Below are 24072 nucleotides of genomic sequence, written 5' to 3'. Positions count from 1 at the left end.
GGGCCGCGATGTGAACTTCTAGCATACCAACAGGCAAAAATGCATCCGGAAGCAGCGGCTGGTAAACCGTGTAACCCACGAGTTTACCCAGCGGTTACGGAGCCGGCCCATGCGGATCGCGACCTGGAACGTCAATTCCATCAAGCAACGCCTTACTCACCTGACCTCGTGGCTGGCGGAGCGGCAGCCGGATGTGGTCTGCCTCCAGGAGATCAAGTGCGTGACCGACGCCTTTCCGCGGCTTGAGATCGAGGCGCTCGGGTACAACGTCACCGTCCACGGCCAAAAGGGCTTCAACGGCGTTGCCCTGCTGTCGAAACATCCCATCGACGAAGTGCTGCACGGCCTCGCAGGCGGCGATGCCGACGTCCAGGCCCGCTTCATTGAGGCGGTGATCTCGACCAAGATCGGCTCGGTGCGGGTCGTCAGTCTTTACCTGCCCAATGGCAATCCAGTCGATTCAGAGAAATATCCATATAAACTCAAATGGATGGATAGGCTTATTCAGTTTTCACGTGAACGACTTGCCCTCGAGGAGCCGATGGTTCTGGCCGGCGACTACAACGTCATTCCGACCCCCGAGGACGTCCACAATCCGGCCGCCTGGGTCAACGATGCGCTGTTCCTGCCGCAGACGCGGGCCAAATACCGCGAACTCGCCGGCCTTGGCTTCACCGACGCCATCCGGGCGGTCAACGATGCCCCCGGCCTCTATACGTTCTGGGATTATCAGGCCGGCGCCTGGCAGAAGGACAACGGCATCCGCATCGACCACATGCTGCTGTCGCCGCAGGCCGCCGATCGCCTCACCGACGCAGGGATCGACCGCCATGTCCGCAGCTGGGAAAAGCCCTCGGACCACGTGCCGGTCTATATCGATCTCGATCTTTAGAGCGTTTTCAAGCGAAGTGGATGCCGGTTCGCGTCAAGAAAACGCGACAAAACAAAATTCAGCCGGCTGAGCTAGCGGTGCGCGATCAGTCGCGGCGCTTTTCCATCCAGCGCTGGAGATAGACCAGCGCCAGCGCCCGCTCGTCCTCGGTCGCCTGCCCGAAGGCGCTGTCATAGAGCTTGGTGATCCAGCCCTGCTCCGCGGTCGCGGCATCCTTGGCGAGCGTCAGCCACATCAGACCGCGCGCGGCCTGCCGCGGCACCTGATCGCCGGAGAACAACATCGCGCCGAGCCGCGCCTGCGCCTGATGCTGCCCCTTGTAGGCCGACAGCCGCAGCCAGCGCGCAGCCTGCCGCGGATCGGCGGGCGTGCCGACGCCGTCGAGGTAAAGCTGGCCGAGGAAATACTGCGCGTCGGGGTCGCCGAAGTAGGACGCCGCATAGGAGAACATCTCCCGCGCGCGCTGCGGATCGCGCTTCACCGCCGTTTTCGGAATGCCGTCGAGATAGTAGTGACCGAGCGCAACGAAGGCGTTGGCGACAAACCGCGCCTGCGGCGTGCCCGGGCTGTCGTCGGCATGGCTCGAGGCGACGCGGCGGAAATATTCGAACGCCCTCAGGTCGTCATGCGGCACGCCGTCGCCTTCGGCATACATGCGGCCGAGCTTCCACTGCGCCAGCGCATGCCCCTTTTCAGCGGCATATTCGAGCGAGGTGACAGCCTTTTCCTTTTCCCCGGTCTTGAGCGCGCGCGCGCCGTAGCGGAACGCCTCGACCGGGGTCAAAGGATCGTCGGATTTGGTGCCGTCAAAGGCGAGCGCCGGCCCGGCCAGCATGCCGGCCGCGATCAACGCTACGCCACAGACAACAGGAGCAATCCGCATCATCAACTATCCGCGTATGAAATCTTCTCGGCCTTCGCACCGGGATGCGTCACCGCGCCGGCGACGGCAGGCCCGACCTGCTGGGCGTATTTCCAGAGATAACCGGAGCCGGCCTCCGTCTCGCGCGGCTTCCAGCTTTTCTTGCGCTCGGCGAGTTCGGCATCGCTGAGCGCCACGCTGATTGTGCCGTTGACGGCATCGATCTCGATTATGTCGCCGTCACGCACCTGCGCGATCGGACCGCCGACCGCCGCTTCCGGGCCGACATGGCCGATGCAGAAGCCGCGCGTCGCGCCGGAGAAGCGCCCGTCGGTGATCAGTGCGACCTTGCCGCCCATGCCCTGACCGTACAGCGCCGCCGTGGTGGCGAGCATTTCGCGCATGCCGGGACCGCCTTTCGGGCCTTCGTAGCGGATCACCAGCACATCGCCTTCCTTGTACTTGCGGTTCTTCACCGCATCGAAGCAGGCTTCCTCGCCGTCGAAGCAGCGCGCCGGCCCCTTGAACTTCAACTCCGCCATGCCGGCGACCTTCACGATCGCGCCCTCCGGCGCGAGGTTGCCTTTCAGGCCGACCACGCCGCCATTCGCGGTGATCGGCTTGTTGGCCGGATGCACCACGTCCTGCTTGTCGTTCCACTTCACCGACTTCAGGTTCTCGGCAATGGTTCGCCCGGTGACCGTCATGCAGTCACCGTGCAGATAGCCGTGGTCGAGAAGTGTTTTCATCAGCAGCGGGATGCCGCCTACCTCGAACATGTCCTTGGCAACATAACGGCCGCCCGGTTTCAAATCCGCGATATATGGTGTCTTTTTGAAGACTTCGGCGACGTCGAACAGGCTGAAGTCGATGCCGCACTCGTGCGCGATCGCCGGCAGATGCAGCGCGGCGTTGGTCGAGCCGCCAGAGGCCGACACCACCGCCGCGGCGTTCTCGAGCGCCTTGCGGGTGACGATGTCGCGCGGCCGCAGGCCGGTCTTGATCAGGTCCATCACCTGCTCGCCGGCGGTCATGCAGAACCGGTCGCGGATCTCGTAGGGGGCCGGCGCGCCGGCCGAATACGGCAGCGCGAGACCGATCGCCTCCGAGACGGTCGCCATGGTGTTGGCGGTGAACTGCGCGCCGCAGGCGCCGGCCGACGGACAGGCGACCTGCTCCATCTCGTCGAGGTCCTCGTCCGACAGCGTGCCGACCGAATGGCGGCCGACCGCCTCGAACATGTCCTGCACGGTGACGACCTGGCCGCGGAAGTTGCCGGGCAGGATCGAACCGCCGTAAATGAAGATCGCCGGAACGTTGAGACGGCACATCGCCATCATCATGCCGGGCAAAGACTTGTCGCAGCCGGCGAGACCGACCAGCGCGTCATAGGCGTGGCCGCGCATCGTCAGCTCGACGGAATCGGCAATCGCCTCGCGCGACGGCAGCGAGGCCTTCATGCCGCCGTGGCCCATGGCGATGCCGTCGGTCACGGTGATCGTGCAGAACTCGCGCGGCGTGCCGCCGGCGGCCGCGACGCCCTTTTTGACCGCCTGGGCCTGTCGCATCAGCGAAATGTTGCAGGGGGCGGCCTCGTTCCAGCAGGACGCCACGCCGACGAACGGCTGATGAATCTGTTCCTTGGTCAGCCCCATGGCGTAGTAGTAGGAGCGATGGGGTGCCCGCGCCGGACCTTCGGTCACATGGCGGCTGGGCAGCTTGGCTTTGAGGTTGGTCTTGGCGTCCATTTCAGTCGTCAGGGCCCCCGCCCCAGGTCACAACAAGCGCCGGTTCCCTTTTCCGCCCAACCGGCATTCGGGCGAAACCAGAAGGGTCACAACGGCTTGTGACGGCCTTCGATGTCGGCGCAGGGTATGGCCAAATCGCGGCATCGGGGTAATTCAGAATGGTTATGGCTTAAATGTTCGAAATGTGTTGCACAGAAGTCACAAACCGGCACCGCCGCGCCACACCCCGATAATCCGCAATGCCCCGCTCCAAGCCTGCGCCCAAGCCCAAGTCCCTGAGCCGCCGCTTCTTCGACCGCCCCGTTCTGGAGGTCGCCCCCGACCTGATCGGGGCGACACTCACGGTCGGCTCCTGCGGCGGTCGAATCGTCGAGGTCGAGGCGTACCATCATACCGACCCGGCCGCGCACAGCTATATCGGCCCGACCCCCCGCAACGCCGTGATGTTCGGCCCGCCGGGCGTCGTCTACGTCTACCGCTCCTACGGAATGCACTGGTGCATGAACTTCGTCTGCGAGGCGGAAGGCTCCGCCAGCGCCGTGCTGCTGCGGGCGATCGAGCCGACCGCGGGGCTGGCGCTGATGCGCCGCCGCCGCGGCGTCGCGGAGGAGCGCGCACTCTGCTCGGGACCGGGGAAACTCTGCCAGGCGCTCGGCATCAGCATCGCCCATAACGGCATGGCGATCGACGCTGCGCCCTTCGCGCTGGCGGCGCGCGAGGACGACGTCGCCGTCGTGCGCGGCACGCGCATCGGCATCACCAAGGCGGTCGAGAAGCCGTGGCGGTTCGGCCTGAAGGGCTCGGCGTTTCTCAGCAAGCCGTTCCGCTGACGGCGGACCTCAGCGCTGCGGCGTGGTCAGCGGATCGGGACCGTAGCGGTTGGTCCCCTCATTGCCCTTGCGCAGATAGACGAAGATCAATTGCACGATGAAGACGATGACGCCGGCGGCGTAAAGCATCGTGCCGAGCGACCACAGCGCTCCGCTATCGGCGATGTAGGAGCCGACCATCAGCAGCGGCGCAGCGAACATCAGAACCGACAGGATGAGGCTCCACCAGCCGGGATAGCCGACGTCATGAAAGCGCTTGAAGCTGATGCAGATCGACGCCCAGAACGTCGCGAACATCATCAGCACGTTGATGATGGGAATCCATCCGAGCACGATCGAAACGACAATGATCGCGAGCACGCCATGCAGCCAGAACTGCCGGCGTGAAATCCGTCCGTTCGGCGACAGGAACAAGGTCTTCCAGTAATCGAACGGCGGGAAGCCGCTGCCCGAGAGCGCATAATTGACCGGGCCGCCGGACGCGCCGGCATAGGCTGGCGTCTGCGCGGCTGCATAGCCAGTCGCCGCGCGCACCGGCGGCGGCGCGCTCGGCGGACGCGGCGCCCCGGCGACGAAGATCTCGATGGGCTGGCCTTCGTGCAGACGGAATTCGACCGCCTGCCCGACGCTCACCGGCCCGTTGCGGACCTCGCTCGTCCAGTAGCTGTAATATTGCTGATCCTCGGCCTGGATCTGGCCGTAGCTGCCATCCGGCGCAAGCGCCGTGACCTGCCCTCGCATGCGTTCGCCCCCAAAGTTTCGAAGACTACCGCAGAGCGCCAATTTCTTGTCAAGGACGGCCGCGCGGCGCGGTCCGGCCGCGTCTTAAAGACGGAAAGCCGGATCGAAGCCAAAGTCGGCCTTCGCCTTCGCGCTCGACAGGCCCGGATCGTCTTCCGCGATATTGTAGAGGCCGGGCTTGCCTCCTGTCATCGCGAGCAGCGTTGCGTGCGCGGCGGCATCGACATGGATCGCGGCGCCGTTCGGGCGCTGCTCGTTCCAGGTGCCCGGTCCGTAGAAAAATCCGAAACGCAGCACGACGCCCTCGATGCCCGGCGTCTCCAGCACCGCGCTTTCGAGCGCGCGCACGCCCTCAAGCGTCCGCGCGCGCACCGGATCGTCGGTCGTCACCAGCGGATCGGCCTCCGACCGCGCGCCCGGCGCAGGTGCATAGACGAAACCGATGCTCTGCGCGATCACGCGTCGCACGCCGGCGGCCTGCGCGGCATCCACGAGATTGCGCGTACCCTCGATACGGATGCGGCGGTTGCGCTCCTGTCCGTCGGCATAGCCCGGCGTGCCGGGCGCGGCCGGCAGGTCGGTGAGCTGATGGATGACGACATCCGGCTTTGCTTCGGTAACGGCCCGGCACAGCGCCGCCGCATCGAAGGCATCGACCACGACCGGCACCGCGCCCATCGTGTTGAGATCCTTCGCGCGGTCTTTCGAGCGGGTCGTGCCGGTGACGTGGTGGCCCGACCGCAAGAGCAGCGGCGTCAGCCGTCGCCCGATGGCCCCTGCCGCGCCCGCCAGAAACACCTTCATCGTCCGCTCCGTCAGTAAGCGATCACGAACTCGCAGCCGGCGTCGGTCGCGGCCTGTCGCGTGATGCGTCCGCTCGCCAGATCGAACTCCACGAGTTGGGCCGCGTCGTGGCAGCACAGAAAGCCGTGTCTGCCGTCGGCCGCGAAGCCGAAGCCCATCGGGGCCTTGGGCGTCGCAAAGCCCGCGACCTGCTTCATCGTCGCCGCCTCATAGACCGCGGCGAAGCTGTCGACATGCGACGACACGCAGACATGGCGGCCGTCCGGCGAGACGCGAACGCGACGCAACTGGTTCGCCTCACCCGGCGCGCCGGCGATGTCGTGGGTCGCGCGCAGCGCGTGCGTCCGCGCATCGAATTCGTGGACCACGCCCCTGCGATGCGCGCAGACGAACAGCGTCTCGCCGTCCGGCGTCACCGCGATGCCCTCCGCGCCGTGCGGGATGGCGAGCGTGCCGGCAACAGAACGGCTCGCACGGTCGATCGCGACCACCGTGTTGCTGGTCTTGAACGAGGCGAAGACTTTATCGGCGCTGTGGCTCACCGCGATCCAGTGCGCCGCGCCGCGAATGTCGATGCGCGTGACGTTGCCCGCGTCCGGTTCGATGGCGAGCACCGCGCCGCCCAGTTCCGCACTCACCCACAGCACGCCGTCCCTGTCCATCATCACCGAATGCGGCGCGTAGGTGCCGCCGGCGTCGATGGTGCGCACAAGCGCCTGGCTGGCCAGATCGAGCACCGCGATGCGGCGGTCCGGGTCTTTGTTCTTTCCAAAGATTCCGCCACCGTAGATCGAACCGTAGACGGTGTTGCCGTCCGTGCCCTGGATCAGCTCATGCGTCGAGCCCGGCATCGCCAGCGTGGCCGTCAACGCCAGTGTCGCGGCGTCGAAGAACTGGATAGTGTTCGCAGTTTTGCAGGTGACGACGAGGTTCGGCCCGCCCGGACGGTTGTTGATGTCCGCGTCCATTGCCGCTCACACCGCGCCTTTCAGACGTTCCTGAGCTTCGGCGATCTTGGCCTTGCGGCCGCACGCCTCCTCGAGCTTCTCTCGCTCTTCCTCGACGACATCCTCGGCCGCGTTGGCGACGAACTTCTCGTTGGCGAGTTTGGATTCCGACCGCTTGATGTCGGCCTCGGCCTTGCCCATTTCCTTGTCGAGCCGCGCCCGCTCGGCGGCAAGATCGATCACGCCCTTGAGCGGCAGCGCCGCCACCTCGCCGCGCACTACGAGTTGCACGGACCCCGCCGGCGCCGCAGCAGCCGACGAAATGTCCGACACCCGCGCGAGCCGCTTGATGAACTCGGCCCAGCGCTCGGCTCGCGCCGTCGTGTCGGCCGAAGCGCCAGCCAGCACCAGCGGAATCTGCGCGGTGATGTTCATTTCCGAGCGCACCGAGCGGATCGCGGTGACGAGATCGATCACCCAGCCGATCTCGGCTTCCGCCGCGTTGTCGCTGATGCCGTCGAGCTTCGGCCACTCGGCCAGCACCAGCAGGCTGTCGCGCGCCGGACCCTGCTCCGCCGTCACGCGCCACAGCTCCTCGGTGACGAAGGGCATGAACGGATGCAGAAGCTTCAGGATCTCGTCGAGCGCCCAGGCGGCGGTCGCGCGCGTCTCATCCTTCGCCGCGCCGTCCGGACCGGTCAGCAGCGGCTTCGACAGCTCGACATACCAGTCGCAATAGACGTTCCAGACGAACCGATAGGCCGCCGCTGCCGCATCGTTGAAGCGATAGTCCGCGATGGCGTCGCCGACCTCGCGCACCGCCTTGGCGGTCTCGTGCGCGATCCAGCGGTTGAGCGTCTCCTTCACCGCGCGCGGATCGAAGCCGGCGACACGGGCAGCGCCGTTGAATTCCACGAACCGCGCCGCGTTCCACAGCTTGGTGGCAAAGTTGCGGTTCACCTCGACATGCTGCGGGCTGAGTTTGATGTCGTGGCCCTGCGCCGCACCGCGCGCCAGCGTGAAACGCAGCGCGTCCGCGCCGTACTGATCGATGATGCCGAGCGGATCGACCACGTTGCCTTTCGACTTGGACATCTTGGCGCCGGAGGCGTCCCGCACGAGGCGGTGGATGTAGACGTCGCCGAACGGCACTTCTTTTATGAAGTGCAACCCCATCATCATCATGCGGGCGACCCAGAAGAAGATGATGTCGAAGCCGGTGACGAGCGTGGACGTCGGATAGAAGCGCGCAAGCTCCGGCGTCTTGTCCGGCCAGCCGAGCGTCGAGAACGGCCACAGCGCCGAGGAGAACCAGGTGTCGAGCACGTCCTCGTCGCGTTTCAGCGCCGTCGCTTTGCCATAGTGCTTGTCGGCTTCGGCCTGCGCTTCGGCCTCGCTCGCCGCGACGAAGTGCTTGCCATCGGGTCCGTACCACGCGGGGATCTGATGACCCCACCAGAGCTGACGCGAGATGCACCACGGCTGGATGTTTTCCATCCACTCGAAATAGGTCTTCTCCCAGTTCTTCGGTACGAACCGGGTCTTGCCCTCGCGCACCGCCGCGATCGCCGGCTTCGCAAGCTCGTGGGCGTTGACATACCACTGGTCGGTCAGGAACGGCTCGATCACGACGTTCGAGCGGTCACCATGCGGCACCGCGTGTCCATGCGGCTCGATCTTCTCGACAAGGCCCATCTCCTCGAGCCGGGCAACGATCGCTTTACGCGCCGCGAAACGGTCGGCGCCTTCGAGCGTCTTCGTCTGCGCGAAATCCGCGCCGTCCTGCGCGGCGAACGCCTCGTCCGAAAACGTAATCTTGCCATCCGTCGTCAGCACATTGATCTGCGGCAGGTTGTGCCGCTTGCCGACTTCGAAGTCGTTGAAGTCGTGCGCCGGCGTGATCTTCACCGCGCCGGAGCCTTTCTCCGGGTCGGAGTAGTCGTCGGCAACAATCGGAATCTTCCGTCCGACCAGCGGCAGGATCACGTTCTTGCCGACCAGCGCCTTGTAACGCTCGTCGTCCGGGTGAACCGCCACTGCGGTGTCGCCGAGCATGGTCTCCGGCCGCGTCGTCGCGACGACGATGAAGCTCGAGGGATCGTCGGCATTGAAAATCTTGCCTTCGATCGGATAGCGCAGGTGCCAGAGATGCCCCTTCACCTCGACCTGCACCACCTCGAGATCGGAAATCGCGGTCAGCAGCTTCGGGTCCCAGTTGACCAGCCGCTTGTCCTTGTAGATCAGGCCGGCGCGGTAGAGATCGACGAAGACCTTCAGCACCGCCTTCGACAGGCCCTCGTCCATCGTGAAGCGTTCGCGCGACCAGTCGCAGGACGCGCCGAGGCGCTTCAGCTGGTTGACGATGGTGCCGCCGGACTCCGCCTTCCACGCCCAGACCCGCTCGAGGAACTTCTCGCGGCCCATCTCGCGGCGGCCCGGCTCCTGCCGTTCCATGAGCTGGCGCTCGACCACCATCTGCGTCGCGATGCCGGCGTGATCCGTGCCCGGCTGCCACAGCACGTCCTTGCCGCGCATGCGCTCGAACCGGCACAGCACGTCCTGCAAGGTGTTGTTGAGCGCATGGCCCATATGCAGGGAGCCCGTGACGTTGGGCGGCGGAATGACGATAGAATAGGTTTCGGCTTTCGCGCGCTCAGGCCGGCCGGCGCGGAAGGCGCCTGCCCGCTCCCATGCCTGATAGATTCGGCCTTCGACGTCGGACGGCTGGTAGGTTTTTTCGATCATTCCGCTTTGGCTTCTGTGATTTCGCGCGCTAGAAAGCCCGGCACCCTCATAAGAGTCAACGTTGGCGACCACCCCACCCGGCACCGAGCGTCAGCTGACCGCGGTCATCGCGATGATGGCGGTGGCGGCCTTTTGCAGCGGCTTTTCCCAGCGCATTTCCGACCCGCTGCTGCCGCAGATCGCGACCGACTTCGGCGTCAGCGCCGGCCAGGCGGCAGCCATCGTCACCGCCTATGCGGTGCCCTACGGGCTGACGCAGGCGTTTGCCGGCGTGCTCGGCGACCGGCTCGGCAAGGCCCAGGCGGTCGCCGCGACCTGCGCGCTCTCCTGCGTCCTCGTTCTCCTCTGCGTCTATGCGCAAACGCTGACGCAACTGACGTTCGCCCGCTTCATCTGCGCCCCGGCGGCCGCCACCATCATTCCGCTCGGCATGGCCTATGTCGGCGACACCGTTCCCTATGAACGCCGGCAGACCGTGCTGGCGCGCTTCCTGACCGGAATGATGACCGGAACGATCACGGGTCAGGTCGCCGGCGGCGTCATCGGCGACCATTTCGGCTGGCGCGCCGCCTTTCTCGCGCTGTCGCTGGTGTTCGTTATCGCCAGCATCGCGCTGATGACGCAAATCCTGCTGCGCAATCCCTGGACGGCGCGGGCCCATCGCGACGGCGGCCGCGGCCCCGGCATGGTCGCCGAATACAGGATGCTCGCCGCCGATCCGTGGTCGCGCTTCATCATCCTCGCGATCTTCTTCGAAGGCGCGATCTTCTTCGGCGGGCTGACCTATATCACCGCCGATCTGCATGCCCGTTTCGATCTCAGTTTCTCGCTCGTCGGCCTGGTCGTCGCCGGGTTCGGCGTCGGCGCCGTGCTTTATGCCGGCTCCGTCAAGTTGCTGGTGGCGCGGCTCGGCCAGCGCGGCCTCGTCGTCGGCGGCGGCATCGTGGTGATGCTCGGCTACCTCGCGCTCGCCGGCCAGCCGGTCTGGCAGATCGCGCCCTTTGCGATCACCGCGCTCGGCTTCGGCTACTACATGCTGCACAACACCTTGCAGACCAACGCGACGCAGATGTTGCCGCAGGCGCGCGGCACCGCGGTGGCGGGATTTTCGTCGGCGCTGTTCCTCGGTCAGAGCACCGGCGTCGCACTCGCCGCGCCGATCATCGACCGCGCCGGCGCAGTGCCGGTGTTCGTGCTGGTCGCGATATTGTGGCCGATGCTGGCGGTGTGGATCGCGCGTCGCCTCAAACGCCGCGGCATGGCGTAAGCGCGGGATCGAAAACTGACGGCTTTAGTTACGCCCGCGCGAAACGCGCTCGATCTCGGCGCGCACGATGCGCTCGACAAGGCCCGGCAGATTGTCGTCGAGCCAGGACTTCAGCATCGGCCGAAGCATTTCCTTCACGAGGTCTTCGAGCGTACGGGCGTTTTGACCCAGCACGGTATTGGCGAGCGAGTTGAACGCCGAGTCGACTGCGGTCGCAGTCGTCTGCGACATGATGCTCGCCTCGAAGCTCGATGACGGCCGTGGCGGGGACGGCGCGCGGCGCGGTTCCGCCATCGCGCGTGGCGGCTCGGTCGCCGGCTCCGGCGGCTGATCTGAGAACACGACGTCGGAGCCGCCGTCGATGGTGCGGAACGACGGTGTCTCCATCGCCGACGTCAGATCGAGAACCTCCTCGTCCTGCGCCTTGAAGTCGGCGGGCGCGGGATCGGACATCACCCTGTCGACGGCGTCCTGATCCATCATCGCCGGCGGTGGCGCTGGCGGCGCGACGGGACGCGGCGGTGGCGGCGCGGCGCGCGGCTCGGCAGGCTTCGGTGCAACGGCAGCGGCCGGCGCAGGACGCGGCGGCGCTGGCTCGGGCGGCTTCGCGGTCTTGTTGGCGTCGTCGTCCGCAATGATCCGCCTGATGGAGGCGAGAATCTCCTCCATCGACGGCTCTTGCGCTTTCGCCGCTTGGCTCATGTCCGCATCCCCGCACCCACTCGGCGCGCCCTCAATCGACGACGCGACTCCGCACGAATCGCAGCATCGCTTGTTTATACGCCATGCCGGGGGGTACTTGGCAGGGAGTATGACATGGGTGGCGGCCCTCCTGTGGACAGGGAAGCCGCCCGCCGCCGATTCGGGTCAACGCCCGTCCGGCGTACGGACCCCAAACCAGCTGTCCCGGACCTGATGGTAGTGGACGCGCGCGTCGTAGGTGGGAACCCGCAGGCCCAGCACCTGTGGCGACAGCCGGCCGACCGCCGACAACAGCGTATAGGACGCGACCACGCGATCGCGCTGCGCCGTCACCAGCGACACGCGCGCGTTCAGCAGTTCCTGCTGTGCATTGAGAACATCGAGCGTGGTGCGCTGGCCGACGCGCGCCTCTTCGCGCACACCGTTCAGCGCGATCTCCGAGGCGGTGACCTGCGACTGCGTCGCCTCGATGTTGCCCTTGGCGGCTTCGAGCTGGCCCCAGGACTGTACCACAGTCTGGCGGGTCTGGTCGCGCGCGGTATCGAGATCGATCCGGCGCTGGCCCAGCGTCTCCTTGTATTGGCGGATCAGCGAATATTCCGAGCCGCCCTGATAGAGCGGCACCGACATGGTTCCGGTCACCGAGCCGCTGAAATTCTCCAGCGTGCCCGGCGAGGTCATCCAGTTTTTCTGCGCCGAGGCGGTGACCGACAGGTTCGGATACAGCGCGCCTTCCGCGATCTTCACCGCCAGCAGCGCGGCGTCGACGTTGTGCTGGGCGCTGGTGACCGCCGGATGCTGGGCGAGGCTCGCGCCGATCGCGCCCGGCAGATTGGTCGGCGAAAAGCGATCGACCGGCATCGCGGCTGCGAGCTTGCCCGGCTCGCTGCCGATGACCTGCCGGTAGGTCGCAGCCGACGTCTTGACGTTGGCTTCCGACGTCAGCACCTGCGAGCGCCCTTGCGCGAGCCGCGACTCCGACTGCGCGACGTCGGTGCGCGTCACCTCGCCGACATTGAAACGGTCGTTGGTGGTGCGCAGTCCCTCTTCCAGCACCTGCACGTTGCGCTTGTTGAGGTTGAGGATCGCGGTGTCGCGCAGCAAATTCATGTAGGCGGTCGCCGCGTTGAGCAGCGTCGCCTGCTCGGTGTTGCGCAGCGTTTCGCGCGCGACGAGCACCAGCGATTCGGCCTGCCGCGTGCGGTTTGCGGTCTGGAAGCCGTTGAACAGCGTCTGCGTCGCGGTCACGCCGACGCTTGCCGGCGCGTAGGTTCCGGTCAGCGTCGAATAGACCGTGGTGCCGCCCGTCCGCGTCTTCGAGCGCGTGTCGCTGTACTGCTCGCCGAGCGTGCCGGTCGCGGAAATTTTCGGACGATAGCCGGCCAATGCCTGCGGCACGCCTTCGTCGGTCGCGCGCACGGCGGCGCGCTGCGCGTTCAGGGTCGGGTTGTTTTTGTAGGCCTCGACCAGCGCCTGATCGAGCGTCTGTGCGCGGGCGGACGTCCCCGCAAACGCCAACACGTTCGCAACCGCGAGCGCATGGAGCATTCCGGACCGATACAACCGACCGACTTGTGCGACAGAACCCAATGCGGACACTACGCCCACTCCAGCGATACGACGGGGACCGAACATAAGGCCGTGGGGCGGGCCTTAAAACCCCCTGCAACTCGCAGTCCCACAAAAAGATTTCAGGTTAGGCCTTTGCGCCACAGGCCGCCAAAGCGCCTAGAACACGAACGCCTGCGGGCGTTCGAAACCCGGCAAAACCGCCGCCGACGCTTCGAAAACCGAACGTCCCGCCGCCTGAGCGCCGGAATGCTGATAGATCGTCGCCTTGCCGCCCGGTCCCCGGCCTTTGACACACAGCAGCCTGCCCCCCGGAGACAATTGGGTGCAAAGCTCCACCGGATCGACCTCGACCGCGCCGTTGACGAGGATGACATCGTAGGGCGCGGCCTGCGCCCAGCCCTTGGTCAGCGCGCCGGTCTCGACCGTCACATTTGAATCGTTCGCGAGCCGCTCGCGCGCCTGCGCCGCAAGCGCCGGATTTTCTTCCAGCGCGACGACCTGCTCCGCGATGCGCGACAGCACCGCCGCCGAATAGCCGGTCGCGCAGCCGACATCGAGGACGCGCTCGCTGTCGCTGATCGCAGCGGTCTGGATGAGCTTGCCGAGCAGCATCGGCGTCAGCATGCGCCGCGGCGAATTGCCGTCGGTCACCGGAACGTCAAGGTCGAGATAGGCGACGCTGGTGAACGCCGCCGGCACGAAGCGCTCGCGCGGCACCGCGAGGAAGGCGCCGAGAACCCGCAAATCCGTCACATCGTTGGTGCGAAGCTGGCCGTCGACCATGTTCCGGCGCGCGGCCGCGAAATCCGACATCCTCAGGTCTCCTGCATCGCGCCGCGGGGGCTTGCTGGCGACGCCGCACCGCCGACGGAAGTGCCGGGTTTTTGCGTCAATAGCAGGCAAAAGGCAAGCTGCGCGGTGCGCATGTTGTCGTTCCAAACAGGCTCCTATATAGGCTGTGGGCGCGCGGCGGGCCGGCGAGGCCTGCCCCGGGCGCCTGATGGCCACGTGGCGGAGTGGTGACGCAGCGGACTGCAAATCCGCGTACCCCGGTTCAATTCCGGGCGTGGCCTCCAGGCCCCCTCAGGCAAATCTTCCCCCTCAGGCAAAAAGCCCCGTTCAGCCGGAGCGCTTTTTCCCGTTTTCGGAGCGGCTATTCACGCTTTGCAAAGCGTTTTGGCTTTGTTATAGGCCCACTGTCGCAGGCCACTTGCATCGCGGTGGTTCATTCCCTGGTAGCTCAGCGGTAGAGCGTTCGACTGTTAATCGAAATGTCGCTGGTTCGACCCCAGCCCAGGGAGCCAACTCCACATCCGCCTGTTGCTGCGCCGCCGGACGAGCGCGCCATAATCCGGTGGATAAAGCGTTGCGGGGGGCTCCGGACATGACCGACGCGGCCACGAGCCCCCTCCTCACCGATCTCTACGAACTCAACATGGTCCAGGCCTATCTGGACCGCGGCGACGACGAGACCGCCGTGTTCGAGTTCTTCGTCCGCCGCCTGCCGGCGCGGCGCGAGTTTCTGATGGCCGCCGGTCTCGGCACCGCGCTCGACTTCCTGGAGCGCGCCCGCTTCTCGCCGGAAGAGATCGACTGGCTGAAATCGACCGGGCGTTTCCGCGACAATCTGCTCGACTATCTCGCCGCGTTCCGCTTCACCGGCGACGTTCACGGCGTGCCGGAAGGCCGGGTCGTGTTCCCGCACGAGCCGCTGCTGCGCATCACCGCGCCGCTGCCGCAGGCCCAGCTTGTCGAGTCGCGCCTCATCAACATCATGCATTTCCAGACGCTGATCGCCTCGAAGGCGGCGCGCATGGTGCTCGCGGCGAACGGCAAGGGCCTCTCGGACTTCGGCCTGCGTTCGGCGCATGGCGCCGAGGCCGGCATGCTCGCTTCGCGCGCGAGCTACATCGCGGGATTCGGAGGCGCGGCCAACGTGCTCGCCGGGATGGCTTACGGCGTTCCCATCGTCGGCACGATGGCGCATTCCTTCGTGCAGGTGCACGTCGACGAACTGGCCGCTTTCGAAATGTTCGCGCGTGCCCGCTCCGACAACGTGATCCTGCTGATCGACACCTTCGATACGCTCAACGGCGCGCGCAAGGTGGTCGAGCTTGCACCAAAGCTCGCCAAAGACGGCATCAAGGTCCGCGGCGTGCGCATCGACAGCGGCGACCTCGTCGCGGCGTCAAAAGCCGTGCGCAAGATCCTCGACGACGGCGGCATGAAGGAGGCCGTCATCCTCGTCAGCGGTGGCATCAACGAGGATATTATCGCCGCGCATATCGCGGCCGGCGCGCCGATCGACGGCTACGGCATCGGCGCCAACCTCACGGCATCGCAGGACGCTCCGGTGCTCGATTGCGCCTACAAGCTGCAGGAATATGCCGGCACCCCGCGCCGCAAACTGTCGGAAGGCAAGCAGACCTGGCCCGGCCGCAAGCAGGTGTGGCGGCGCTATGGCGCGGACGGCCGCATGAGCGGAGACACATTGTCGGTCGAGACCGACCGGCAGGACGGCGAACCGCTCGTCGTGCAGGCGACGGCCGGCGGCAAGCGTATCGCGCCCGCCGAAACGCTCGACGCGATGCGCGCCCGCGCCGCGCAGGATCTGGCGAAGCTGCCGGACACCCATCGCCGCCGCGAGGCAGGTAGCGCCTACCCGCTCAAGATCGCCGAGGCGCTCGAGGCGCTGGCCCGCGAGGCGGACAAGCGCGCGCTGGGCTAGCTTCGATTATAAAACCCGCTCACCCCCGCGAAAGCGGGGGTCCAGAAACACACAATGACATTTCGACGTCACTCTGGATTCCCGCTTCCGCGGGAATGAACGGAGTATGGAGCTAGCCCCACAGTTCCTTGGTCGCGATCTGCGCGCCGGCGGCCAGCGCCTCCAGCTTCGCCCACATGATCGAGGGATGGACGCGGCGGTGAAACGGCCCCTGCGCGAAACCGCAGTCGGTGCCGGCGATGATGTTCTCGCGCCCGACCAGTTTTGCAAAGCGCACGATGCGCTCGGCGACGAGTTCCGGATGCTCGACCACATTGGTCGCGTGGCTGATGACGCCGGGGATCAGCACCTGACCGGGGGCAAGCTTTGCATTTTTCCACACCGACCATTCGTGCTCGTGGCGCGGGTTCGCCCCCTCGATCACATAGGCGCCGACCTTCACCTTGAGGATCAGATCGACGATGTCCTTCAGCGGCACGTCGGTGGTGTGCGGACCCGGCCAGCTGCCCCAGCAGACGTGGTAGCGGATGCGGTCGGCCGGAATCCCCTCGATGGCGTGATTGATGATCTCGACCTGCTTTTCGAGCCACTTGCGGTAATCGGCGAAGCTCGCCGGCGGCACCATGCGGTCGAAGGTGACGGCGTTGCGCGCGTCGTCGAGTTGCACGAGGAAGCCGGCATCGACGATCATCTTGTATTCGGTGCGCATCGCCTCGGCGATGGCGATCTGGCATTCCTCGTCGCTCTTGTAATATTCGTTCTTGCGATCCGGGATGACGCTCGCCGGCGCGGCGACCGGCAGAAACCCCTCCTCGACCTTCGCGTCTTTCAAAGCCGCCTTGAAGTGGTCGATGTCGGCCTGAAGCTCCTTCTGGCCGGTATAGCTGATCGGCCCGACGCAGACGCTGTCGCTGACCGTCGCGACGCCGTCGGCCGCGTCCAGTTCCGCGTAGAACTCGGCGAAGCGCTGACGGTCGGCGCCGCGCTTGAACGGATTGGCGCCCTCCTTGACAGCGCGGCGTTCGAAACCGCCGAGCCTTTCAAGCGCGTATTGCGACCAGCTGATCGCCTTGCCGAATTCGCCGTCGCTGACGACATCGACGCCGGCGGCGGCCTGCTGTTTCACCACCTCCGCGACCGACGTCGCAAGGCACTCTTCATAGGCCGCCTTGTCGTAAGGCTTGCCGGATTGCCGTGCGCGCAACAGCTCCTGCAACGCTTTGGGGCGGATCAGACTGCCGACATGGGTGGTGAGAATGCGCTTGTCGCTGCGTTTCATGATGTCAAATCGTGCCGCGTTCGGATGGTGATGATAGTGGATGAGCGCGCAAACCTAAGCGCGATCCGCGCGCCAACGCAACCGCGCGCGTTGGGCACCGGCCCGCAGAAGCTGAGATCAGGATCAGGCGCGCGCGACGCCGATCAGCGCATCAAGCTTGGCGCTGTCATTGCGCAGCGTTTCGCTCGCCCCGTCATAGACAATACGGCCACGGTCCATCACCACGGCACGCGCCGATATATCGAGCGCAAGCCGCGTGTTCTGCTCGACCAGGATCAGTGCGACGTCGGTTTCGGTGAGCCGCTTCACCGCCCGCGCCAGTTCCTCGACAATCACCGGCGCCAGACCTTCCGAGGGCTCGTCCATCAGAAGCACCGAAGGATTGCCGATCAGCGCGCGGCCGATCGCCAGCATTTGCTGTTCGCCGCCGGACAGCTGATTGCCGCGATTGCTTTCGCGCTCGGACAGCCGCGGAAACAGCTCGAACACCGTCGAGACGCTCCAGCGCCCCGGCTGCGCCGCGACTTCGAGATTCTCGCGCACCGTCAGGGATGGAAAGATCTCGCGTTCCTGCGGCACGAGCCCAAGACCGTTATGCACGCGCGTGTAGGTCGCAAGGCCCGCGATCTCCTTGCCGTGCAGGCGGATCGAGCCGCGGTGCAGGTTGGTATGGCCCATGACGGTCGCGAGCAGCGTGCTTTTTCCCACGCCGTTGCGGCCGATCACCGACAGCGTCGCGCCCTGCGCGAGCGTCAGGTTGACGTCCTCGAGCACCACGGTGTCGCCATAGCCGGCGGAAACGCCGATCAGCTCGAGCGCTGGCGCGTCAGCCATGATGGCCCTCCTCGCCAAGATAGACGGCGCGCACCTCGGCATTGTTGCGAATCTCTTCGGGCGTTCCCTCGGTAAACACCGCACCGGCGACCAGCACGGTGATATTGCGCGCGAAGCGGAACACCACATCCATGTCGTGCTCGATGATCAGGATGGCGATGTCGGGATCGAGCGCCGCGACCACGTCGAGGATCAGGTGGCTTTCGGAGGACGGCACGCCGGCCGCCGGCTCGTCGAGCAGCAGCACCCGCGGTTTCTGCGCGAGCGCGATGGCGATCTCGACCAGCCGCTGGCGGCCATAGGCCAGTTCGCGCACCGGCTTCAGTGCGTCGTCGACCAGCTTCAGCGACTCCAGATGGTCCAGCGCCTCGTCGATCACCGAGCGCTTCGCGCCGGCCGGACGCCAGAGATTGCTGCACTCTCCGTCCCGCTCGCCGATCGTCATGCAGATGTTCTCGAGCACGGTCAGGCCGCGGAACAGCTGGTTGATCTGGAAGGTCCGCGCGAGACCGCGGCGCGCCCGCATCGCCTGCGGCACATTGGTGATGTCTTCGCCGTTGAGCCATACCGAGCCGGAAGACGGCTTGAGGCCGCCGGTAATCAGGTTGATAAGCGTCGTCTTGCCGGCGCCGTTCGGCCCGATCAGCGCGCGGCGCGCGCCGCACTCCAGCGTCAGCGAAACGTCGCGCGTCACCTGCAGCGCGCCGAAATTGCGGTGGAGATCGCGGACTTCGAGGGCTGCTGCGGTCATGACGCTTTGGCCTCGACCGCCGTGCGGCTCGTGGAGAACAGGTAGATCAAGTTAATCGCCATCCCGATAGCCGCGCCGCCGAGCGTGAAGACCAGCGCGCGCGCCGGCATGCTGGTGACGAAAGTGCTCAGGAACTCGATGAACTTCACGTTCACGGCGAAGCCCGCGATGAAGCCGAGGATCGCGCCGTCGAGCGCCGACCAGCCAAGCTCCTTCCAGTGCTCGGGCCGCCAGACGAAGCGGCGCGACCCCTCTCCTTCACGCTCCCTCGCTTTGCCCGCGCCGAACAGCCAGCGCACATCGTCGGCGAGGCCGATCAGGCCGCGGCGTGCAAACAGCACGGCGCACACAAGCAACAGGCCAACGCCGAGCTGCCAGAACGTCGGACTGAGCTTGGAGAACTCATCCTCGAGGATCATGTAGACCGCGCCGCCGAGGAAGGCGCCGTAGAGCCGCCCCGTGCCGCCGAGGATCAGCATCACCATCACCTTGGCGGAATTCTCGAAGTCGAACACCGTCAGCGTCACATAGGCGTTGGTCTGCGTGAACAACGCGCCGGCGATGCCGGCAATCGCCGCGGAGATCGCATAGGCCGTGACCAGCCGGCGGTGCACCGGCGAGCCGATCGCGTGCATGCGCCGCACGTTTTCGCGGATACCGGTCAGCGCCTGCCCGAACGGCGAATAGACGATGCGCCGCACGACGAAGAAGACCAGCGCCAGCACGACGAGCACGTAGATGAAGTTGGTGTGGCCGTAGAGGTCGTACTGGAAAGTGCCGAGCAGCGGATCGAACATCAGGCCCGGCAGGCCGTCATAGCCGCCGGTGATATCGGAACGCAGATTGCCGGATTCCTGAAGCATCGCCGCAAAAGCGATCGTCAGCATCAGCAGCGTCAGTCCGCGATACCGCAGGATGAACCAGCCGACCACCGCGCCGACAAGCCCCGCCAGAATGCCGGCCGCCACCAATCCGCTGATCGGTTCGCTCCAGCCGAGCTGCAGGCTGCCGAGCGCGACGGTGTAGGCGCCGATGCCGAAGAACGCCGCGTGGCCGAGCGTGACGATGCCGGCGTAGCCGAGGATCAGGTCGAGCGAGAGCGCGAACATGATCATGACCAGCATTTGATTGCCGAAGGTCATGCGCTCCGGAAACACGAAGAAGCAGCCGATCGCGATCAGCCAGGGCAACGCCTCGGGCCAGCGGAAGTTGTGCCGGTGAAACAGATAGGCGGCCGCCCGCGCGCGGGCGTCGGCCGGAGCAACGGGATTTTTCGTGTCACTCGCGGCCATAGAAACCTGCCGGCCGGATCAGGAGAACGATTGCGGTGATCGCATAAATGAAGAGATTGCCCGCGACGGGAAACGCATATTTGCCGCCGGTGTCGATGATGCCGATCACCAGCGCGGCGAGCAGCGTGCCCTTGAGGCTGCCGAGCCCGCCGACCGCGACGACGATCAGGAACAGGACGAGATAGAGCACGGCGAAATACGGCGTCAGCCCGAACAACTGGATCGCGAGGCCGCCGCCGAGCGCGGCAAGCCCGGAGCCCACCGCGAAGGTCATCGTGAACAGCCGGTCGACATTGATGCCGACCGATTCAGCCATGCGGCGGTTGTCGACCGCGGCGCGGATCTTCGCGCCGATATTGGTCATTTCGAAGCCGTACCACAGGATCGCGATCAGCACGGCGCCGAGCGCGATCAGGAAGGCGCGGTAGGCCGGGAACGAGCGGAAGCCGAGATTGATGTCGCCTTCGAGCCAGTCCGGCAGTGGCACCGATTTCGGAATCGGCCCGTAGAAATAAGTGAAAGCGGCGATTGCCATGAATGCGAGGCCGATCGTCAGCAGCACCTGCTCGAGATCGGTCGCTTTGTAGAGTTGCCGGTACAGCCGGCGCTCGAACCGCACGCTGATCAGGCCGATCAACACCGAGGCGAAGACGAGCGAGCTGATGAAATCCATGCCGTAGGATCGCGTCAGCGACACCACGATGAAACCGCCCGCCATGGCGAAAGCGCCATGCGCGAGATTGACGAAATTCATCAGCCCCATCGTGACCGACAGGCCGACCGACACGATGAACAGAAACATCGCGTAGGCCAATCCGTCGAACAGAATGCTGACCACAATGTTGGCGATCTGTGGCACCAGCTCCCCCTCTAGCCCCCCGCTAGACGAACGCCGCCGCGACGGGCGCGGCGGCGCTCTTTGTTATTTTTGTAGGTTTTCAGCCGTGCATCAAGAGCCGCAACGGCCGACTTTGAGCACCTTGCACTGATCCTTCACCTGCGGCGTGGTGTCGACCACCTTCAGCCCGAGCTTGCCGTCGGCCTTGCGATAAACCTCCATCGCATGCTCGTCCTGCACGATGTCGCGCGTCTCGGGATCGATCATGACCTTGCCGCGCGGACCGTTGGCGGTCCAGCCCTTCATCGCCGCGATGAACTTCTCGCCGTCGACCTTGCCGTTCGTCTTCTTCAGCGTGTCGAAGATGGCGTGCATGGTGTCCCAGCCCTGCGCGGACATGAAGTCCGGGTAGGAGTTGGCGCCGTACTCCTTGTGCCAGGCCGCAACAAACGCCTTGTTGGCGTCGTTGTTGAGATCGACCGCGTAGTGGCTCATCACGATGGTGCCGATCGCGGCGTCACCCATGTCCTGCAACTTGTTGTCCGGCACGAGATCCATCGGGCCGATCAGCTTGATGCCGGCCTTGCGCATGCCGAGCTCGCCATAGGCCTTCATCACGCCGGTCGCGTGCGCGCCGGAGGGAATGAAGACGTACATGCAGTCCGGCTTCGCATCCTTGATGCGCTGGAAGAACGGCGTGAAGTCCGGCACCTGCGCCGGGCTGCCCATCGGAACCGACAGCGTCACCTTGCCGCCGGCCTTCTCGAAGCCGGCCTGGAACGCGCCGGTCGAGTCCTTGCCTGGCGGGAAGTCGGTGTAGGCCACGGCAGCGGTCTTGCAGCCGACCTTGCTGTAGGCGAACGAGCCCATCGGCCAGGCGGTGTGCCACATGCTGAACGACAGACGCGCGTAATACGGCGACAGGTTGGTGATCCAGGCCGTGCCGGCATTGGCGATCACCATCGGCACCTTGGCCTGGTTGATCACCGGCGCGAGCGCGATCGCCGACGGCGAGAACACGAAGCCGGCAAGCAGGTTCACCTTGTCGTTGGTGATCAGCTCGGTGGTGACGGTCTTGGCCTGCGCGCCGGTCGGCGGGCCCTCGTCGCGCTTGACGATTTCGACCTTGTGCGGCGCGATGTCCTTGGCGTGCAGCTTGATATAGAGATCGAATGCCTTGTCGATCTGATGTCCGAGATCCGCATTGGGACCGCTGAACGGCAGCACAACGCCGATCTTCACGTTCTCCGCGGACGCAGCCGTGGCGATCAAGCCGGCAACGGCGACGCCACTGATCCAAGCGAGGGTCTTCATCTCGTCCTCCCTAACCCCATGGTGTTCGTAGTGTTTTTGCTGCGGTCTGGTGGGCAAACCACCGCCCATCAATGCCCCCAACCGTTGCTGAGGTCAACGAAGAACTGACGAACGCATGCATGAAAGGCCCATAAAACGGGCTTTTCGGGAGCATCAGAAAATCTGATTTATCGCAGAGCGGGTGGGACGTCAGGCGGCGGAACGGGGCGCTGCGCCATCCGCAGCAGCTGCCGCGGCGTGAACGCCCAGCGTCATTCGGTCACGCACCAGATTGAGCGAGGCGACCTCAATACGATTACGGCCCCGCTCCTTCGCGAAATACAGCGCCTGGTCGGCCTGCGCGAGCAGTTGCGGAACGTCGAGGACCGGACTCTCGCTATAGACGAAACCGACACTCAGCGTTCCGTTGACCGGCCGCCCCTCCACGTCCTTGGTCGCCTGCTCGAAGGCACCACGCAGTTGCTCGGCGACGGCCAACGCCTGTTCCGCCGCGACGTCGTAGAACACCAGGGCGAATTCCTCGCCGCCAAGCCGGCCCAGAAGATCGCCCGGGCGAACATGACCGCGCGCGGTATCGGCAAACACCTCGAGAACCCGGTCGCCCATCGCATGTCCGAAGCGATCGTTGATCGACTTGAAGTGGTCGAGGTCGATCAGAAGCACGGCAGCGGGCTTCGGATACGCGAGATGACGCTTGGCGAGTGCGCCGGCGTCCTGCAGGAACGAGCGGCGGTTGGCGATGCCGGTCAAGGGATCGATCAGCGACGCCGTCTTGTGACGCAATTCGGTGCGCTCCTTCGCCATCGCCAGCATGATGAAGGCAATCGAGATCGTGAACAGCAGCGCTTCGAAACTCAGCACCGTCAGCCACACGCTGCCGAACACCTGATTGGTCGGCGACCACGGCATCATCGTGAGCAGCGGCGTGCGCAGCAGGAACAGCGCGCCGTGGGCGAACAGCATGAAGATCGCCGGCCAGCGCGACACCAGTTGCTCGTCGCGGCCACGCCAGAACTCATAGGCGGTCAGCCAGGTATAGGTCGTCACGATGCCGGAGCAGATCAGCACCCGCGCATCGACGGCGGTTTCGAGGATCGGCAGGCGACAGACCAGCAGCCACAGCACGGCGCCGGTGACGAGATAAACCGGTTCGGCGGGACGTCCGTCGAAAATGCGCGCCCCGGTCCAGGTCAGCGCAAAGGCGGTGAACAGGAACGCATTAGCGAGATCGATCGAGATCAGGTCCGGCACCGAGCCGTACATGCCAAACAGCATGACCGAGGCCGCGCGCAACAGATGCGCGAAGCCCCACCATGCGACGGCGAGGACCGCGGTGTTCTGGACCCACACGAACAGCAGCAGCAATCCCAGGATCGCTTCCACATAGATCGTGACTTGGAACAGCGTATTGATGTCGAGATTCATCGACTCTGTACCGTCCGGCCGCTTGTGGCCGCTGATCGCCGCGTTTCCGGAGCAGATTGCGGTTCCGGGCCGAAAAACCGGTAAATTTGGATCGTAATCGCGGTGCGTTGCGCGATTATGGTTTCGGTCTCGTTTCCACGCCGCCGCGGATTGAAAAACGGCGGTTCCCGCGAGGCGGAAATGTTCGCAAAACAAGGCCGGGCGACCGTTCCCGCCTCTCCGTCCCCTCCAAAAAAGGCCAAATTCTCGCCGATTTAGGCCTATGATGACGGCTTTCGCGGCCGTGACGGCGCGAGGCCCGACGCCTTTTGCCCCGAGCCTTGCTGTGCTGGAACGGCTAATTTAGGCTCAAAAACAAACACATAGACTAGGTTTGAGCATGCAAATTCGTGACGGGATTGTCGAAGCGATCGGCAACACCCCCCTCATCAAGCTTCGCCGCGCCTCGGAACTCACGGGCTGCACCATTCTCGGCAAGGCCGAATTCATGAACCCCGGCGG

At 65.3% G+C, this 24072-nt stretch carries 20 protein-coding genes, 2 tRNA genes and 1 pseudogene; 7 read left to right on the top strand and 16 right to left on the bottom strand.

Annotated elements, in window-relative coordinates; genetic code table 11:
* Positions 1-109: 109 nt before the first annotated feature.
* Positions 110-892, top strand: a complete 783-nt coding sequence (gene xth, locus AB7F10_RS15610) for an exodeoxyribonuclease III (RefSeq protein ID WP_428562866.1) — start codon at positions 110-112, stop codon at positions 890-892.
* Positions 893-977: 85 nt separating this feature from the next.
* Here the strand turns inward: xth and AB7F10_RS15605 are convergent, their stop codons facing one another.
* Both AB7F10_RS15605 and ilvD read right to left on the bottom strand, forming a co-directional pair.
* A complete protein-coding gene (locus AB7F10_RS15605; RefSeq protein WP_428587185.1) occupies positions 978-1778 on the bottom strand; it encodes a tetratricopeptide repeat protein in 801 nt (266 codons plus the stop codon).
* The gene (gene ilvD / locus AB7F10_RS15600; protein WP_428562868.1) at positions 1778-3502 is read right to left on the bottom strand and encodes a dihydroxy-acid dehydratase; all 1725 of its coding nucleotides are present in this window, start codon (positions 3500-3502) and stop codon (positions 1778-1780) included. Before ilvD ends, AB7F10_RS15605 begins: the two co-directional genes overlap by 1 nt.
* A gap of 239 nt (positions 3503-3741) precedes the next feature.
* Here ilvD and AB7F10_RS15595 point away from each other — a divergent pair, with 239 nt between their 5' ends.
* Positions 3742-4332, top strand: coding sequence for a DNA-3-methyladenine glycosylase (locus tag AB7F10_RS15595; RefSeq protein WP_428562870.1), 591 nt, complete (start codon positions 3742-3744; stop codon positions 4330-4332).
* 9 nt (positions 4333-4341) lie between these two features.
* On the opposite strand, the gene AB7F10_RS15590 is transcribed toward AB7F10_RS15595, so the two are convergent.
* From AB7F10_RS15590 to AB7F10_RS15575, 4 genes are all read right to left on the bottom strand, one after another.
* Positions 4342-5073, bottom strand: a complete 732-nt coding sequence (locus tag AB7F10_RS15590) for a DUF805 domain-containing protein (protein WP_428562872.1) — start codon at positions 5071-5073, stop codon at positions 4342-4344.
* 84 nt (positions 5074-5157) lie between these two features.
* Positions 5158-5877 carry an NAD-dependent epimerase/dehydratase family protein gene (locus tag AB7F10_RS15585; RefSeq protein WP_428562874.1) on the bottom strand — a complete coding sequence of 240 codons (720 nt, stop codon included), beginning with the start codon at positions 5875-5877 and terminating at the stop codon, positions 5158-5160.
* A gap of 11 nt (positions 5878-5888) precedes the next feature.
* Positions 5889-6845: a YncE family protein gene (locus AB7F10_RS15580; protein WP_428562876.1), complete on the bottom strand. Its 957-nt coding sequence runs from the start codon at positions 6843-6845 to the stop codon at positions 5889-5891.
* Between the two features lie 6 nt (positions 6846-6851).
* A complete protein-coding gene (locus AB7F10_RS15575) occupies positions 6852-9569 on the bottom strand; it encodes a valine--tRNA ligase (protein ID WP_428562878.1) in 2718 nt (905 codons plus the stop codon).
* Positions 9570-9630: 61 nt separating this feature from the next.
* Between AB7F10_RS15575 and AB7F10_RS15570 the strand changes: the two genes are divergently transcribed.
* Positions 9631-10836, top strand: coding sequence for an MFS transporter (locus AB7F10_RS15570; RefSeq protein WP_428562880.1), 1206 nt, complete (start codon positions 9631-9633; stop codon positions 10834-10836).
* Between the two features lie 24 nt (positions 10837-10860).
* Here the strand turns inward: AB7F10_RS15570 and AB7F10_RS15565 are convergent, their stop codons facing one another.
* The 3 genes from AB7F10_RS15565 to AB7F10_RS15555 form a co-directional block, all read right to left on the bottom strand.
* Positions 10861-11538, bottom strand: a complete 678-nt coding sequence (locus tag AB7F10_RS15565; protein WP_428562882.1) for a PopZ family protein — start codon at positions 11536-11538, stop codon at positions 10861-10863.
* Between the two features lie 165 nt (positions 11539-11703).
* The gene (locus AB7F10_RS15560; protein ID WP_428562884.1) at positions 11704-13086 is read right to left on the bottom strand and encodes a TolC family outer membrane protein; all 1383 of its coding nucleotides are present in this window, start codon (positions 13084-13086) and stop codon (positions 11704-11706) included.
* A 180-nt stretch (positions 13087-13266) separates the two neighbouring features.
* Positions 13267-13923 carry a protein-L-isoaspartate O-methyltransferase family protein gene (locus tag AB7F10_RS15555; protein WP_428562886.1) on the bottom strand — a complete coding sequence of 219 codons (657 nt, stop codon included), beginning with the start codon at positions 13921-13923 and terminating at the stop codon, positions 13267-13269.
* A 189-nt stretch (positions 13924-14112) separates the two neighbouring features.
* Here AB7F10_RS15555 and AB7F10_RS15550 point away from each other — a divergent pair.
* From AB7F10_RS15550 to AB7F10_RS15540, 3 genes are all read left to right on the top strand, one after another.
* Positions 14113-14186: transfer RNA gene (locus AB7F10_RS15550), tRNA-Cys, on the top strand.
* Positions 14187-14339: 153 nt separating this feature from the next.
* A tRNA-Asn gene (locus AB7F10_RS15545) sits at positions 14340-14414 on the top strand.
* 80 nt (positions 14415-14494) lie between these two features.
* A complete protein-coding gene (locus AB7F10_RS15540) occupies positions 14495-15838 on the top strand; it encodes a nicotinate phosphoribosyltransferase (protein WP_428562888.1) in 1344 nt (447 codons plus the stop codon).
* A 112-nt stretch (positions 15839-15950) separates the two neighbouring features.
* Here the strand turns inward: AB7F10_RS15540 and AB7F10_RS15535 are convergent, their stop codons facing one another.
* From AB7F10_RS15535 to AB7F10_RS15505, 7 genes are all read right to left on the bottom strand, one after another.
* Positions 15951-17117 (bottom strand): cobalamin-independent methionine synthase II family protein, encoded by a 1167-nt coding sequence (locus AB7F10_RS15535; RefSeq protein ID WP_428562890.1) that lies wholly within the window; start codon positions 17115-17117, stop codon positions 15951-15953.
* Between the two features lie 123 nt (positions 17118-17240).
* Entirely contained in the window at positions 17241-17951 is a 711-nt protein-coding gene (locus tag AB7F10_RS15530) for an ABC transporter ATP-binding protein (RefSeq protein ID WP_428562892.1), read from the bottom strand.
* Positions 17944-18702, bottom strand: a complete 759-nt coding sequence (locus AB7F10_RS15525; RefSeq protein WP_428562894.1) for an ABC transporter ATP-binding protein — start codon at positions 18700-18702, stop codon at positions 17944-17946. The genes AB7F10_RS15530 and AB7F10_RS15525 overlap by 8 nt, the downstream gene beginning before the upstream one ends.
* On the bottom strand, positions 18699-19994 hold the full coding sequence (locus tag AB7F10_RS15520; protein WP_428562896.1) for a branched-chain amino acid ABC transporter permease: 1296 nt from the start codon (positions 19992-19994) through the stop codon (positions 18699-18701). The genes AB7F10_RS15525 and AB7F10_RS15520 overlap by 4 nt, the downstream gene beginning before the upstream one ends.
* Positions 19981-20853: a branched-chain amino acid ABC transporter permease gene (locus AB7F10_RS15515; protein WP_428562898.1), complete on the bottom strand. Its 873-nt coding sequence runs from the start codon at positions 20851-20853 to the stop codon at positions 19981-19983. Before AB7F10_RS15515 ends, AB7F10_RS15520 begins: the two co-directional genes overlap by 14 nt.
* 90 nt (positions 20854-20943) lie before the next feature.
* The gene (locus AB7F10_RS15510) at positions 20944-22146 is read right to left on the bottom strand and encodes an ABC transporter substrate-binding protein (protein ID WP_428562900.1); all 1203 of its coding nucleotides are present in this window, start codon (positions 22144-22146) and stop codon (positions 20944-20946) included.
* Positions 22147-22335: 189 nt separating this feature from the next.
* A complete protein-coding gene (locus AB7F10_RS15505; protein ID WP_428562902.1) occupies positions 22336-23571 on the bottom strand; it encodes a GGDEF domain-containing protein in 1236 nt (411 codons plus the stop codon).
* 379 nt (positions 23572-23950) lie between these two features.
* Between AB7F10_RS15505 and AB7F10_RS15500 the strand changes: the two are divergent.
* A pseudogene (locus AB7F10_RS15500) lies at positions 23951-24072 on the top strand (cysteine synthase A); the annotation flags it as partial.

Source organism: Pseudolabrys sp. (assembly GCF_050250095.1).
Taxonomy (GTDB): Bacteria; Pseudomonadota; Alphaproteobacteria; order Rhizobiales; family Xanthobacteraceae; genus Pseudolabrys.
This window is presented reverse-complemented; position numbering and strand designations above follow the sequence as displayed.

What these genes read in the sequence shown, in the direction of transcription:
- xth (WP_428562866.1), top strand. Translation starts at nt 110, where the DNA reads ATGCGGATCGCGACCTGGAACGTCAATTCCATCAAGCAACGCCTTACT.
- AB7F10_RS15605 (WP_428587185.1), bottom strand. Translation starts at nt 1,778, where the DNA reads ATGATGCGGATTGCTCCTGTTGTCTGTGGCGTAGCGTTGATCGCGGCC.
- ilvD (WP_428562868.1), bottom strand. Translation starts at nt 3,502, where the DNA reads ATGGACGCCAAGACCAACCTCAAAGCCAAGCTGCCCAGCCGCCATGTG.
- AB7F10_RS15595 (WP_428562870.1), top strand. Translation starts at nt 3,742, where the DNA reads ATGCCCCGCTCCAAGCCTGCGCCCAAGCCCAAGTCCCTGAGCCGCCGC.
- AB7F10_RS15590 (WP_428562872.1), bottom strand. Translation starts at nt 5,073, where the DNA reads ATGCGAGGGCAGGTCACGGCGCTTGCGCCGGATGGCAGCTACGGCCAG.
- AB7F10_RS15585 (WP_428562874.1), bottom strand. Translation starts at nt 5,877, where the DNA reads ATGAAGGTGTTTCTGGCGGGCGCGGCAGGGGCCATCGGGCGACGGCTG.
- AB7F10_RS15580 (WP_428562876.1), bottom strand. Translation starts at nt 6,845, where the DNA reads ATGGACGCGGACATCAACAACCGTCCGGGCGGGCCGAACCTCGTCGTC.
- AB7F10_RS15575 (WP_428562878.1), bottom strand. Translation starts at nt 9,569, where the DNA reads ATGATCGAAAAAACCTACCAGCCGTCCGACGTCGAAGGCCGAATCTAT.
- AB7F10_RS15565 (WP_428562882.1), bottom strand. Translation starts at nt 11,538, where the DNA reads ATGAGCCAAGCGGCGAAAGCGCAAGAGCCGTCGATGGAGGAGATTCTC.
- AB7F10_RS15560 (WP_428562884.1), bottom strand. Translation starts at nt 13,086, where the DNA reads ATGCTCCATGCGCTCGCGGTTGCGAACGTGTTGGCGTTTGCGGGGACG.
- AB7F10_RS15555 (WP_428562886.1), bottom strand. Translation starts at nt 13,923, where the DNA reads ATGTCGGATTTCGCGGCCGCGCGCCGGAACATGGTCGACGGCCAGCTT.
- AB7F10_RS15540 (WP_428562888.1), top strand. Translation starts at nt 14,495, where the DNA reads ATGACCGACGCGGCCACGAGCCCCCTCCTCACCGATCTCTACGAACTC.
- AB7F10_RS15535 (WP_428562890.1), bottom strand. Translation starts at nt 17,117, where the DNA reads ATGAAACGCAGCGACAAGCGCATTCTCACCACCCATGTCGGCAGTCTG.
- AB7F10_RS15530 (WP_428562892.1), bottom strand. Translation starts at nt 17,951, where the DNA reads ATGGCTGACGCGCCAGCGCTCGAGCTGATCGGCGTTTCCGCCGGCTAT.
- AB7F10_RS15525 (WP_428562894.1), bottom strand. Translation starts at nt 18,702, where the DNA reads ATGACCGCAGCAGCCCTCGAAGTCCGCGATCTCCACCGCAATTTCGGC.
- AB7F10_RS15520 (WP_428562896.1), bottom strand. Translation starts at nt 19,994, where the DNA reads ATGGCCGCGAGTGACACGAAAAATCCCGTTGCTCCGGCCGACGCCCGC.
- AB7F10_RS15510 (WP_428562900.1), bottom strand. Translation starts at nt 22,146, where the DNA reads ATGAAGACCCTCGCTTGGATCAGTGGCGTCGCCGTTGCCGGCTTGATC.
- AB7F10_RS15505 (WP_428562902.1), bottom strand. Translation starts at nt 23,571, where the DNA reads ATGAATCTCGACATCAATACGCTGTTCCAAGTCACGATCTATGTGGAA.